Below are 13,150 nucleotides of genomic sequence, written 5' to 3' on the forward strand. Positions count from 1 at the left end.
TCGCCAGTCGTCGGGCATGCAGTGATATGTTCGGGATCGGGCAATTCGCCTGGCTCGCTTCAGTGCCTTCATCGACTATGCTGCAGGGCCGGAAAGCCGGAAAGCCGGCCAAAAGACCTCGCCAAACCACACGGATGATCATGCGCCGAACCGTAAGATTCCTACTCAACGATCGCGAGTTCTCGCTGGAGGGCTTCGACCCTACGCTGACGCTGCTGGATTGGCTGCGCAACGAGCGCCGGCTCGTCGGCACCAAGGAAGGCTGCGCCGAGGGCGATTGCGGCGCCTGCACGGTGCTGATCGGCCGGCTGCGTAATCGCGAGCTGCGCTATGAAGCCATCAATGCCTGTATCCGCTTCGTGGCCACCCTCGATGCCTGCCACATCGTCACCGTCGAGCATCTGAAGAAGGCCAGCGGCGGCCTGCATCCGGTCCAGCAGGCCATGGTGGAGCTGCACGGCTCGCAATGCGGCTTCTGCACGCCCGGCATCGTGATGTCCCTGACCGCGCTGTGGCTCGGCGCCGCGCAGGCCCCCTCGCGCGAGCGCATCGAAGAAGCCCTCGCCGGCAATCTGTGCCGCTGCACCGGCTATGGCCCGATCATCTCGGCGCTCGACCGGGCCTATGAGATCGAGGCCTCCAGTGCCGATTCCCTCAATGTCGGCCGCGCCGAGGTCGCCCGAAAGCTGGCCGGCCTCGCCGACCGGGAGGTCATCGAGATTTCCGAAGGCGGCCGCAGGCTGTTCGCCCCCGCCACCGCCGATCAGTTCGCCGAACTCACGGCCGCTCATCCCGATGCCACCCTGGTTGCCGGCGCCACCGATGTCGGCCTGTGGATCACCAAGATGCTGATGCGTCCGGCCACCGTGATCGCCCTTGGCCGCATCGGCGAACTCGATCGCATCGAGGACAAGGGCGACCACTTGGTCATCGGCGCCCTGGTCTCGGTCAGCGACGCCCGCGCCGCGCTGGGCGGACTCGACCCGCAGATCGACGAACTCATCCGCCGCTTCGGCTCGGAGCAGGTGCGCAATGCCGGCACCATCGGCGGCAATGTCGCCAATGGCTCGCCCATCGGCGATTCCCCGCCGGTGCTGATCGCCCTCGGCGCCAGCGTGATCCTCCGGCGAGGCAGCGAGCGGCGCACCGTGCCGCTGGAGCAGTTCTTCATCGCCTATAAGAAGCAGGATCGCCAGCCGGGCGATTTCGTCGAGGCCCTGATCGTGCCCAAGCCCAGGCCGGGCACGCTGTTCCACGTCTCCAAGATCTCCAAGCGCTTCGACGAGGACATCTCGGCCGTGTGCGCCGCCTTCCGCCTCGAGCGGGACGAGGCGGGGCTGACCACCAACGCCGTGCTGGCCTTCGGCGGCATGGCCGCCACCCCCAAGCGCGCCGCCGCCGCGGAGGCGGCCCTTGCCGGCCGGGCCTTCGACGCCCAGGCCGCCGAGGCCGCGGCCCTCGCTTTGGCCAGCGATTTCAAGCCCCTCGACGACTGGCGGGCCAGCGCGCGCTACCGCTCGACGGTGGCCGCCAATCTGATCCGCCGTTTCCAGGCCGAGACGGCCACCGGTTCCGTTCACCGGGTTGCCGGCATCCTCCGGAGTGACGCCCATGCATAAGCCCGTCTTCGCTGCAAATCGCGATCAGGTCACCGGCGGCGTCTACCAATCCACCCGCCACGATTCCGGCCACAAGCATGTGGCCGGCGAGGCCCTCTATATCGACGACATGCCCGAACCGGCCGGCCTGCTGCACGCCGCCCTCGGCCTGTCGCATTGCGCCCATGGCCTGATCAAGGAGATCGACCTCTCGGCGGTGAAGGACAGCCCCGGCGTCGAGCTGGTGCTCACGGCCGCCGACATTCCCGGCGTCAACGACATCAGCCCCTCCAACCATCACGACGACCCCGTCTTTGCCGAGGGCAAGGTGATGTTCTGGGGACAGCCGATCTTCGCCGTGATCGCCCGCACCCGCAACGAGGCGCGCCTCGCCGCGGCCAAGGCCAGGATCACCTATGAGGAGCTGCCGGCGGTTCTCGACATCGCCGCCGCCCGCAAGAACGGCCAGGATTTCGTCGCCGAGCCGATGAGCCTCAACCGCGGCGATCTCGATGCGGCGATGGCCGCCGCCCCCCGGCGCATCAAGCGCTCGATGAATCTCGGCGGCCAGGAGCATTTCTATCTGGAAAGCCACATCGCCCTTGCCGTGCCGGGCGAGGACGGCGACGTCACCGTCTATTCCTCCACCCAGCATCCCAGCGAGATCCAGCACGCGGTGGCGCATGTGCTCGGCGTGCCGAGCAACGCCATCACCTGCGAGATTCGCCGCATGGGCGGTGGCTTCGGCGGCAAGGAGACCCAGGGCAACATTTTCGCTGCCATCGCTGCCCTGGCGGCGCGGCGCACCGGCCAGGCGGTCAAGCTCAGGCCCGACCGCGACGACGACATGGTCGCCACCGGCAAACGCCACGATTTCGTGATCGACTATGAGGTCGGTTTCGACGACGAAGGCCACATCCTGGCCGTCGACATCCTGTTCGCCGCCCGCTGCGGCTTCTCGGCCGACCTCTCCGGCCCGGTGACCGATCGTGCGCTGTTCCATGCCGACAACGCCTATTTCTATCCGGCCGTGCGCCTCAACGCCCAGCCCTGGCGCACCCACACCGTCTCCAACACCGCTTTTCGCGGGTTCGGCGGACCGCAGGGGGTGGTCGGCGCCGAACGCCTGATCGAGGAAGTGGCCTATGCCACCGGCAAGGATCCTCTGGAAATCCGCAAGCTCAACTTCTATGGCGGACCCGGCCGCGACCTCACGCCCTATCACCAGACGGTGGAGGCGGACCTCTCGGCGGAGATCATCGCCAAGCTCGAGGAATCCAGCGACTACCAGGCCCGGCGCGCCGAAATACGCGCCGAGAATCTCAGGGAGAATGCCCGCGGCGGCCCCTTCCGGCGCGGCATCGCGCTCACCCCGGTCAAGTTCGGCATCTCCTTCACCAATAGCTGGCAGAACCAGGCCGGCGCCCTGGTGAACGTCTATACCGACGGGTCGGTGAGCGTGAACCATGGCGGCACCGAGATGGGCCAGGGCCTCTACATCAAGGTGGCCCAGGTGGTGGCGCAGGCCTTCCAGATCGATCTCGACATGGTCAAGATCACGCCGACCACCACCGCCAAGGTGCCCAACACCTCGCCGACGGCCGCCTCCTCCGGCACCGATCTCAACGGCATGGCGGCGCTGAATGCCTGCAACAACATCAAGGAGCGCATGATCGCCTATGCCGTGGAAAAGCACGGCGTTCCCGCCGACCAGGTCGAGTTCCTGCCCGGCCGCGTGCGGGTGGGCAACCGCGAGATCGAGTGGCCGGACTTCGTCAAGGAAGTCTACAGCAACCGCATCCAGCTCTCCTCCTCCGGCTTCTATCGCACCCCCGACATCCATTGGGACCGCAAGGCCGGGCGCGGCCGCGCCTTCTACTATTATTCCTACGGCGCCGCCGCCTCGGAGGTCACGATCGACACCCTCACCGGCGAATACCGGGTCGAGCGCGTCGACATCCTGCACGATGTCGGTTCCTCGCTGAATCCGGCCATCGACATCGGCCAGATCGAGGGCGGCTTCGTGCAGGGCATGGGCTGGCTGACCACCGAGGAGCTGTGGTGGGACGACAAGGGGCGCCTGCGCACCCACGCGCCCTCCACCTACAAGATCCCGGTGGCCTCCGACCGGCCGCGCATCTTCAACATCGAGCTGCTCAACAAGCCCAACCACATGCCCTCGATCCACCGCTCCAAGGCCGTGGGCGAGCCGCCACTGGTGCTGCCGATCTCCGTCCTGCATGCCCTGTCGGACGCGGTGGCCAGCATCGGCGACTACAAGATCTTCCCCGATCTCGATGCGCCCGCCACGCCCGAGCGCGTTCTCTTCGCGGTCGAGGCGATGCGCGCCAGGGTGCGGGAGAGGAACGGAAGCCATGGTTGATCTCGAGATCGGCAAGCTTCTCGCCACGATCGAGGCCGATGGCCGCCAGGCCATCCTGGTCGAGATCACGGCGGCACTGGGCTCGACGCCGCGCGGCGTCGACGCGCTGATGCTGGTGACATCAGATGCGGTTGCCGGCACCATCGGCGGCGGCCATCTCGAGTTCCATGCCATCGACGTGGCCCGCTCCATGATTGCCGAAGGCAAAGAAGGATGGCTCTCCGAGGGCAGGGATGGCGCCGGCCCGGTCTCGCAGAGCATGGACCTGCCGCTCGGCCCGACGATGGGCCAGTGCTGCGGCGGCCATGTCACCCTGCGCTTCGAGCCAGTGACCGCCAGGCTGGCCGCCTGGCTCGGCGATCGCGAGGCAAAGCTCCTGGACGACAGGCCGCCGGTGCTGGTCTTCGGGCTCGGCCATACTGGCCGGGCGCTCGCGAGCATGCTTTCGCTGCTGCCCTTCGCCGTGACGCTGGTGGACGATCGCGCGGAGATGCTCGCCGGCCTGCCGGACACTTGCCGCGTGCGCCATCTGGAGGATCCGGCCGACGCCATCGCGGACGCCCCCGCCGGTGCCGCCTATATCATCCTCACCCACAGCCATGCGCTCGACTACCGCCTGACCGAGGCGGCCCTGGAACGCCGCGACGCCGCCTATGTCGGCATGATCGGCTCCAAGACCAAGCGCAAGCGTTTCGAAAGCCAGTTCCTGCGCAACAGCGGCACCCTCGCCATGCTCGGTGAATTGACCTGCCCGATCGGCGGCGCCGATGTCGACGACAAGCGCCCCGAAATCATTGCTAGCCTGACGGCGGCCGAGCTGGTGCGATGCTTCGCCCGGCGCGCGGCCAGGCTGCAACGGCCCGCCTGGGCTTCGGCCAAGGCGGGCATCGCGACCACGACCGGCTGACACCCGGTTTCATACCGGCCCCCGGCCAGAACCGTCCCTGGAATGTCCCTGAAGTACCCGGCGCTCTTCTCCCGCTCGCGGCGAGGATCGCCTCTGCACGCCCATGCCACAGCACTGAAATAGCCGTCGACACTCCGCTCAGGCCGGTGCGACGGCCGATCGTAACGATCAGGAGGGGAGATGTCTCAATGACGACGCTGACACAGACCAACGGGTCGGCAAGTACCGCCTCGGAAGGGACCTCAAGGGTCCATCCCGTCGACGAGGTCCTGCCGATCGCCAAACTGGCGACCTACGGCTTCCAGCACGTGCTGGCCTTCTATGCCGGCGCGGTGCTGGTGCCGATCATCGTGGCGAGCGCCCTCAAGCTCTCGCCCGAACAGCTCATCCACCTCATCAATGCCGATCTGTTCACCTGCGGCATCGCCTCCATCATCCAAGCGGTCGGCATCGGCAATATCGGCGTCCGGCTGCCCCTGCTGCAGGGCGTGACCTTCACCGCCGTGAGCCCGATGATCGCCATCGGCCTCGCCGCCGGCGGCGGCACCGAAGGCCTGCTTTCCATCTATGGCTCGGTGCTGGTGGCCGGCCTGTTCACCTTCGCCGTCGCCTCCCATTTCGCCAGGCTCACCCGCTTCTTCCCGCCGGTGGTGACGGGATCGGTGATCCTCATCATCGGTGTGGCGCTGTTGCCGGTGGCAGCCAACGATATCGTGGTGGGCAAGGGCCCGAACGCGATGCAGGACCCGGTCCTGCTCAAGAACCTCGCTTACGCCTTCGGCACGCTGGCGCTGATCGTCGGCATCCAGCGCGTGTTCACCGGTTTCATGCAGACGGTGGCGGTGCTGATCGGCCTGGTCGCCGGCACCCTGGTGGCCTGGGCCCTCGGCGATGCGCATTTCGGCGAGGTCGCCAATGCCGGCTGGGTCGGCTACACCTCGCCCTTCTATTTCGGCTGGCCAACCTTCTCGATCACCGCGATCCTGTCCATGATGGTGGTGATGATCATCACCATGGTCGAGACCACCGGCGACGTCTTCGCCACCGGCGAGATCGTCAAGAAGCGCATCGCCCCCGAGGATATCGGCCGCGCCATCCGCGCCGACGGCCTCGCCACCTTCATCGGCGGCGTGCTCAATTCCTTCCCCTATACCTGCTTTGCCGAGAATGTCGGCCTGGTGCGTCTCACCCAGGTCAAGAGCCGCTGGGTGATCGTCGCCGCCGGCGTGATCATGATCATCCTGGGTTCGCTGCCCAAGGCCGCGGCCATCGTCGCCGGCATACCGCATCCGGTGCTCGGCGGCGCGGCGCTCGCCATGTTCGCGGCCGTGGCCGTGGTGGGCATCCAGACGCTCAGCAAGGTCGATTTCAACAACCACAACAACATCGTGATCGTCTCGACCAGCGTGGGTCTCGGCATGCTGGTGACGGCGCAGCCCTTCGTCGCCAACGCCTTTCCGCAATGGGCCCAGATCATCTTCGGTTCGGGCATCACGCTGGGCGCCATCTCCGCCATCGCCCTGAACATCATCTTCAACCATGTCGGCAAGGTGCACAGCCCCGCCGTGGCCGGTCGCCCCGGCGGCACGCTGGTCACCCTGGCCGATGTCAACAAGATGAGCAGCGCCGAGTTCGCCAAGACCTTCGGCGGCCTGGTCGAGAACACGCCCTGGGTGCTGGAGCGGGCCTATGCGCTGCGTCCCTTCGCCGACACCATCGCGCTGCGTTCGGCCTTCCATGACGCGCTGCTCACCGGTTCGGCCGAGGAACAGCTGCAATTGCTGAACTCCTTTGCCGATCTCGGTAGCGAAGGCGACGCCGGCAATGTCTATCTGCTCGACCATTCCGATGCCGGCCTCGACAATGAGGACCTGGCCGAGGTCAACAAGCTGGCCGGGGCCTACCGCAAGCATTTCGGCTTCCCGCTGATCATCTGCGCGCATGAGGTCGAGCGCTATGAGCGGGTGCTGGCGAGCGGCTGGTCGCGCATGGCCAACTCGCCGACAGTCGAGCGCTCCTCCAGCCTGATCGAGATTGCCAAGATCGCCAATGTCCGCTTCGACAAGCTGGTGGCCAACGCCAATCCGATCGCGACCTCCCATCTGGTGCAATTGCAGGAGCGGTTCGCCTAGAGCAAAGCACGTTCAAGCGTGCGCGCTTCCTTGTTCCAACTCTTTGTTCTGACGCGTCTTTGCGATTCCAGGTGACTCCGTCTAGTCGCAAAACGCCATGAGGTGGACCGCGAAGAAGGCCCCCGGCACCGCCTGCCCGGGGCCTTTTGCATTTGTAACCTTCGCCTTGCAGGGGGGCTGCCCCGGCAGGGTTGTTTGTGACAGCCCGATGACGCATGGTCTGCCCGATTCACAATCGAAGGACCGGCACGTGGGTGACACCAAGAAGAAAATTTATGAATATTTGATCGAAGGAGCAACGTCTGGCCTCTCCGACGAGGCTCTCTATACGTATATCGTCGGGCGCGTCTCGAAGGCCAACAGCAAACGGATCGCCAGGGCAGGTTTCCTTGCCCTCAGCGACCCGACGTTGACTGATCGAAATGTCCTGAACACGATTTATGCTTTGGCCATCAAGCATAGGTTGGCCGACAGCAGCGCGGAAGAGGCCGAAGAGACAGCGGAAGAAAGGCCTCGCAAGCCCAAAGCTTCCGGTGCCAAAGCTTCCAACTCCAAGGCCGCAAGCCTGCCCTTGCCGGACAAGAAGCCCAAGAAATCCTGATCCCTCGCAGGCGCTGGGCCGGTCTTGGAAGGAGCCGGCTCAGCGTTCGTCGAGCTTCAGGGCCAGCCTGAGGGCCGCAAGGCTCTGTTCGGCGCCGTCCTTTTCCCAATAGCAGGTATGGGTGAAGAAACGGCGGAGATATCGCCGGCCCATGGTGACGGAGACATCCCGGACACCGTTGCCGAAATTCTCGCGGACCGGCCCCGAAATGATGTCGCCGAGAAGGATAGCCTTGGCCGGGTCGTAGATATTGGTCCAGCGCACCGCCGCGAACGGGGCGGCGTGATGCAGCCGCATCGCCGCCGCCGGATTGGACACGGAATAGGCGTAATCGCCGTCGGCCTCGACGGCCGGCGGCGAGGTCGGCAGGCGCCGCGCCTCCTTGTCCTCGGCCAGCACCTTGTCGTCGCGGGCCATCAGGAACTCGGCATGGGTGAGCGGGCTGCCGAGGGTGACGAGATCGGAGATCAGCCAGCTTTGTTTCACATCGGCCTGGGCATCGCGCAGGCAGCGGAAGAGAGCGTTCTGCTCCTTCTGGTATTTGTCGAGGCGTTCACGGTTCGAGGGATCGGCATCGAGGCCCGTCGCGGTCACCTTGAGCGCCGCCAAGGCGGCCGCCGCCTTGCTGCCCGGCGCGAATGTCCGCGCCGCGATCTCCTCGGCCCAGAGAATGCGGATGAGGTCATAGGCGATGATGCTGCCCAGGCTGTGGCCCACCAGGATGATGCGGTCATACTCGCCGCTCTTCGACAAGGTCCGCAGCAGCTCGAGCCCCCGCTTGCGGATCTCGCGGCGCGCCTGGATATTGGCGGGCTTGGCACGGACATAATGCGCCACGTCGCCGAAGGTGGCCACGACGGCACGCAGGAACAAGGCGCCGAAGAAGGTCATAACCCCGAGCGCGAGGTTGACACCTATCCCGAGCTTCCAATCCAGCATTTGAGCCAGGGCCTGCAGCCCGGCGAGGCCCAGCACGAGGAGGGTCAGGGTCCAGAGCAGCAGCCAGACCGCCCAGACGTCGGCGGGAACCTGGCTCGGCGAGCGGAACAACAGCGACATGAACCAATCGCGGATTTGCGCCGTGGTGTTGCTGGCCGTGAGATCGGCCCAGTAGAACTCGAAGAAATCGACGCGCGGCCCCCTGCCTCCCGACTGACCGCTGCCCGCACGGGTGGTGATGCGATAGAGCTCGTTGGAATCGTTGCGGGTATCCGGCTTCCACCAGACCGGATTTCCCGTATCCGGCGGATCGTACGGACGGCGCGCGTGGATGTCCGGATTGTCGGTCCAGACGGTTTTGACGAACCCCCGCAGCGTCGCCATGGGCATCTGCTCGCCCATGCCGTGCGTGAGAATGACGGCATTCTTGCGGTCCGGCATCATGCGCCCCCGACATCGAGACCCGGCAGCCTCCTCCGGCGCGGCCGCCCGGGAGACAATTAACGATCAGGCTCGTGACGGCTGCGTGAAGTGTTCAGGCCTGGTGGGTGATCCTGCCGTCGCAGATCGTCGCGACCGGACGCAGGGCCGCCAGCTCGGCTGCGGGCGTCGCCTCGATATCGCCGGAAAGGACGACGATGTCGGCGAGGTAGCCGGGCTTGAGCCGGCCCTTGCGGTCTTCCATGAACTCCACCCAGGCGCCTTCGCTGGTGTAGGCGGCGAGCGTCTCCGCCAGGCTGAGGCGCTGGTCGGGCATGCCGTCCTTCCAGGGCTGGCGGGTCATCGCGTCCTGGATGCAGGCCAGCGGCGACAGCGGCGAGACCGGCCAGTCCGTGGCGAAGACGATGCGGGCGCCGGCATCCTTCAGGGTCCGCCAGGCGAAGGCGAGCGGCCAGCGCGCCTCCCCGATGCGGCTGAGATAGGGCTCCAGGGGCAGGCCTGCCGAACCGGGCGGATGCGTGGGCTGCATGGAGGCCACCGTGCCGAGTTCGGCAAACCGCCCGATATCGTCGGGATGCACCACCTCGATATGCTCGATGCGATGCCGGCTGTCGCGCGGCCCATTGGCCTTGCGGGCGGCTTCGTAGCCGTCGAGCACGATGCGCACGGCGCCGTCGCCGATGGCATGCACGGCGACCTGCAGGCCAAGCCTGTCGGCCTCGACCGCGACGTGGGCAAAATGCTCGCCCGTGAACAGCGGCTCGCCCTTCCAGCCGGGCTGGTCGGCGTAGTCGTCCACCATCACGGCGGTGCCGGATTCGGTGACGCCGTCGACGAAGACCTTGACGAAATCGCAGCGCAGCCTGTCGCTGTCGAAGCGCCGGCGCCAGCTTGCCGCCTTCGCCTCGACCATGCCGAGATCCATGAAGTTCTTCATGTGGAAGGGCATGCGCACGCGCACCGGCAGGCCATGCTCGCGCTCGATCTCCTCCAGGATCTCGAGCTGGTAGAGATTGCCGTCCATGGCCTGCACGCTGGTGAGGCCGAGCTCGGCGCAATAGGCCAGGCCCCGGCGGATCAGTGCGAGATCGGACGCCCGCTCCTCCGGCGTGACATGGTCGGGATCCCCGCCCGTGCCGATGCCCAGATGGTCGCGCCCGGCGGTGATGCCCATTTCCGCCACCGGATCGATGGCATTGGCTTCCTTGAGCTCGCCGGTGGCCAGGCCGTCCTTACCCATGACGATTTCGTTGCCCACCCCGACGTCACGCCCCTCCAGGATGCCGGCCGCCTTCAGCGCGGCCGTGTTGGCCCAGGCGGTGTGGCGGTCTGGCGCCAGCATCAGGAAGGGCCGGTCCGGCAGGATGGCGTCGAGATGGTGGCGGCTGACCTTCTCCGTGTCGGACAGGATGGTGTAATCGGCCGACAGGCCGACGAGGAGGCCGAGATCGGGATTGGCGGCGGCATAGGCGGTGACCGCCTCCTTGAGGGCCTCGAAGCCCTTCACCCCGAACAGGGAAAGCTGGGTCAGGGAAACCGAGCCGCCGAAAATATGCATATGGGCCTCGTTGAAGCCCGGTAGCACGGTGCCGCCGCCGGCATCGATGCGCCTTGTGCCTTCCTCCGCCAGGGCCAGGATCTCGCTGTCGCTGCCCACGGCGAGCAGCCGGTTGCCGGCGACCGCCAGGGCCTGCGCGCGCGGCCGCTCCTCATCCATGGTGAGAATGCGGGCATTGTGGATGATGAGATCGGCCTGCGGCATGCGCGCCCCCCGGAATTCCGCCGTTGCAAATGTGGCGGGCAAGAGAGCCTATTCCGGCAGGCCGGGCAAGCGGGCGAGGGGCCGCGCGCCTGCCGCGTTTTGGCGCATGTCTCCCCTGCACCCATCGGGACGCAGCCCGGTTGAGCACCCCGGTGGATGCCTTTATTGGTAAGAGCATTCGCGCCGTCTTGCCGATCCCGGCTGCCCCTGACTTTCCTCCATTTCGAATCGAACATTATTTGACCGACAGATCCTTTGAGAATCAGCTCCGGCATTCTGCGGGCTCCCAGGACCTTCATCAGGAGCTTCATCCGTCGCCGGGAGAGCCTCTCATCGATGTCGAGGAGGGGCCGGAGCCCGGCGGAACGAGCATCGCGGCACACATCCTGCTCGGCGTCAGCCTGGTGCTGATTGCCGCCAATCTCAGGGCGGTATTCTCCAGCCTGTCGACGGTGCTTCCCGAGATCGTGCGCGACACCGGCCTCAATGCATTCTGGTCGAGCGTGCTGACCACGCTGCCGGTGGTCTGCCTCGGCGTCTTCTCCTTCCCGGCTCCCAATCTGGCGCGGCGCTTCTCGGCCGAGCGCGTCATCCTGGCCTGCATGCTGGTCATCGCGCTCGGTACCGGTCTGCGTGGATTTGGAAATGCTCCTTTCCTATTTCTTGGCTCCTTCCTGGCCGGCGCCGGCATCGCCATGATCAACGTGCTGCTGCCGGGTCTGGTCAAGCGCGACTTCCCCAGGCGGATCGCCCTGATGACGGGGCTCTACACCATGGCGCTGTGCGGCAGCGCGGCCGCCGCCGCGGCCTTTACCGTGCCGCTCGAAAAGGCGCTGTCGGGCAACTGGCCTGCCGCGCTGGCCCTATGGGGCGTGCCCGCATTCGCAGCCGCCCTGATCTGGGCGCCGCAAGCCCTCGGAGCGGGCCACGACCATGCGTCCGCCAGGCCGGCAGTCAAGGGGTTGTTCCGCGACAGGCTCGCCTGGAAGGTCACGCTGTTCATGGGCCTGCAATCGGCCATGGCCTATATCGTCTTCGGCTGGATGGCGCCGATGCTGCGCGATCGCGGCATGGAAGGCACCAGTGCGGGGCTTCTGGTGTCCGGCTCCGTGGTGGTGCAGATGCTGGCCTGCCTGGCGACGCCGCCCTTGGCCATGCGCGGGCGGGACCAGCGCCTGGTCTGCCTTGCGCTGCTCGCCTGCGGCGCCGTCGGCTTTGCCGCCTGCTATTGGCTGCCTTTGTCGCTCGCCTGGATCGGCGCCATCCTCTGCGGCATGGGCCAGGGCGGTCTGATCGCGGTGGCGATGACGCTGATCATCCTGCGCTCGCCCGATGCGCATGTCGCCGCCCGCCTGTCCGGCATGGCGCAGGGCTTCGGCTACATCATCGCCGGCTTCGGCCCGCTGCTTGCCGGGCTGCTGCGCGGCATCACCGGCAGCTTCGCCGCGCCGACGCTGCTGTTCATCGCCTTCGCCCTCCTCGCCGCCTGGAGCGCCCTGGAAGCCGGGCAGGACAAGGTGCTGCAGGTCGAGAGCTGAGTGTAAGTCCTTCTCCCCCTGCGGGAGAAGGTCCCGGCAGGGGGATGAGGGGTGTTGGCGCATCCCTCGTAGAAGTCGAGTTTCTCCCCTCATCCGCCCCTTCGGGGCACCTTCTCCCCCACGGAGGGAAGGCTGTCGCACTCAAGCCTGCCCGCTCGCGATCAAGCCCGACAGTGGCCGGTTCTGCCGTTCGACCTGGGCTTTCAGCGCATCCAGCGGCATCGCCTCGTCCTTGGCGAATTCGATGAACATCAGGTTGAGATTGTTGAAGAACATCTCCCCGACCGCCGCCGCGTCCACATCCGCACGCACGGCGCCGCGCTTCTGCAGGGTGAGCACCAGGCTGGAAACCTGCCCGCAGAGCCGCCGGTCGAGTTCGGTGTAACGTCGGCTGAACGGGCTGTCCGGCTGCTGGATCGACAGCGCCATGGCGACCCGCCACATCTCCTTGGAGAGATAGACCAGGGAATGATCGTAATATTGCGCGATCAGGGCCTGCAGGGCCGCCTGCACGGTCGGCGGCGGATTGGCCACGATCCGGCGGCCGGCCTCCAGCACTTCCTCCACCTCCATGGTGACGGCGGCGAGCAGGATGTCGCCCTTGTTCTGGTAGTAATTGTAGAGCGTGCCCACCGAGACCTCGGCGAGGTCGGCGATATCCTCGATCCTGGCGCTGTCATAGCCCCCTTCGCGGAAGAGGCGGGTGGCGGCCTCGAGAATGCGCCGGTTCCTGTCCGCCTTCTGCTTTGCGCGTAATCCCGCCATGCCGCATCCTCTGAACGTATTCTAAAATTGATATTGACTTAAAAAATGAACTCACTCAATTTCTTTATTAGAGCACCATCAAGA

Annotated in this window: 9 protein-coding genes; 6 read left to right on the plus strand and 3 right to left on the minus strand. The window is 66.3% G+C overall.

Annotated elements, in window-relative coordinates; genetic code table 11:
* Positions 1 to 134 precede the first annotated feature (134 nt).
* The 5 genes from xdhA to C5L14_RS04285 all read left to right on the plus strand — a co-directional run bounded on the left by xdhA (position 135) and on the right by C5L14_RS04285 (position 7,621).
* Positions 135 to 1,619, plus strand: coding sequence for a xanthine dehydrogenase small subunit (gene xdhA / locus C5L14_RS04265; protein WP_428832599.1), 1,485 nt, complete (start codon positions 135 to 137; stop codon positions 1,617 to 1,619).
* On the plus strand, positions 1,612 to 3,981 hold the full coding sequence (gene xdhB / locus C5L14_RS04270) for a xanthine dehydrogenase molybdopterin binding subunit (RefSeq protein WP_105860817.1): 2,370 nt from the start codon (positions 1,612 to 1,614) through the stop codon (positions 3,979 to 3,981). Before xdhA ends, xdhB begins: the two co-directional genes overlap by 8 nt.
* Positions 3,974 to 4,888 carry a xanthine dehydrogenase accessory protein XdhC gene (gene xdhC, locus C5L14_RS04275; RefSeq protein WP_105860818.1) on the plus strand — a complete coding sequence of 305 codons (915 nt, stop codon included), beginning with the start codon at positions 3,974 to 3,976 and terminating at the stop codon, positions 4,886 to 4,888. The genes xdhB and xdhC overlap by 8 nt, the downstream gene beginning before the upstream one ends.
* Before the next feature lie 188 nt (positions 4,889 to 5,076).
* Positions 5,077 to 7,020, plus strand: a complete 1,944-nt coding sequence (locus tag C5L14_RS04280; protein WP_105860819.1) for a solute carrier family 23 protein — start codon at positions 5,077 to 5,079, stop codon at positions 7,018 to 7,020.
* A 250-nt stretch (positions 7,021 to 7,270) separates the two neighbouring features.
* On the plus strand, positions 7,271 to 7,621 hold the full coding sequence (locus tag C5L14_RS04285) for a hypothetical protein (protein ID WP_245443242.1): 351 nt from the start codon (positions 7,271 to 7,273) through the stop codon (positions 7,619 to 7,621).
* A 39-nt stretch (positions 7,622 to 7,660) separates the two neighbouring features.
* Here the strand turns inward: C5L14_RS04285 and C5L14_RS04290 are convergent, their stop codons facing one another.
* Positions 7,661 to 9,001 (minus strand): hypothetical protein, encoded by a 1,341-nt coding sequence (locus tag C5L14_RS04290; RefSeq protein WP_146126831.1) that lies wholly within the window; start codon positions 8,999 to 9,001, stop codon positions 7,661 to 7,663.
* Positions 9,002 to 9,095: 94 nt separating this feature from the next.
* A complete protein-coding gene (locus C5L14_RS04295; protein WP_105860822.1) occupies positions 9,096 to 10,763 on the minus strand; it encodes an amidohydrolase in 1,668 nt (555 codons plus the stop codon).
* A gap of 239 nt (positions 10,764 to 11,002) precedes the next feature.
* Between C5L14_RS04295 and C5L14_RS04300 the strand changes: the two genes are divergently transcribed.
* On the plus strand, positions 11,003 to 12,301 hold the full coding sequence (locus C5L14_RS04300; protein WP_245443244.1) for a CynX/NimT family MFS transporter: 1,299 nt from the start codon (positions 11,003 to 11,005) through the stop codon (positions 12,299 to 12,301).
* Between the two features lie 141 nt (positions 12,302 to 12,442).
* Here C5L14_RS04300 and C5L14_RS04305 read toward each other — a convergent pair whose 3' ends face one another.
* Positions 12,443 to 13,066 (minus strand): TetR/AcrR family transcriptional regulator, encoded by a 624-nt coding sequence (locus C5L14_RS04305; RefSeq protein WP_105860824.1) that lies wholly within the window; start codon positions 13,064 to 13,066, stop codon positions 12,443 to 12,445.
* Positions 13,067 to 13,150: the final 84 nt, after the last annotated feature.

This window comes from Labrys okinawensis, from assembly GCF_002982075.1.
Classification (GTDB): domain Bacteria; phylum Pseudomonadota; class Alphaproteobacteria; order Rhizobiales; family Labraceae; genus Labrys; species Labrys okinawensis_A.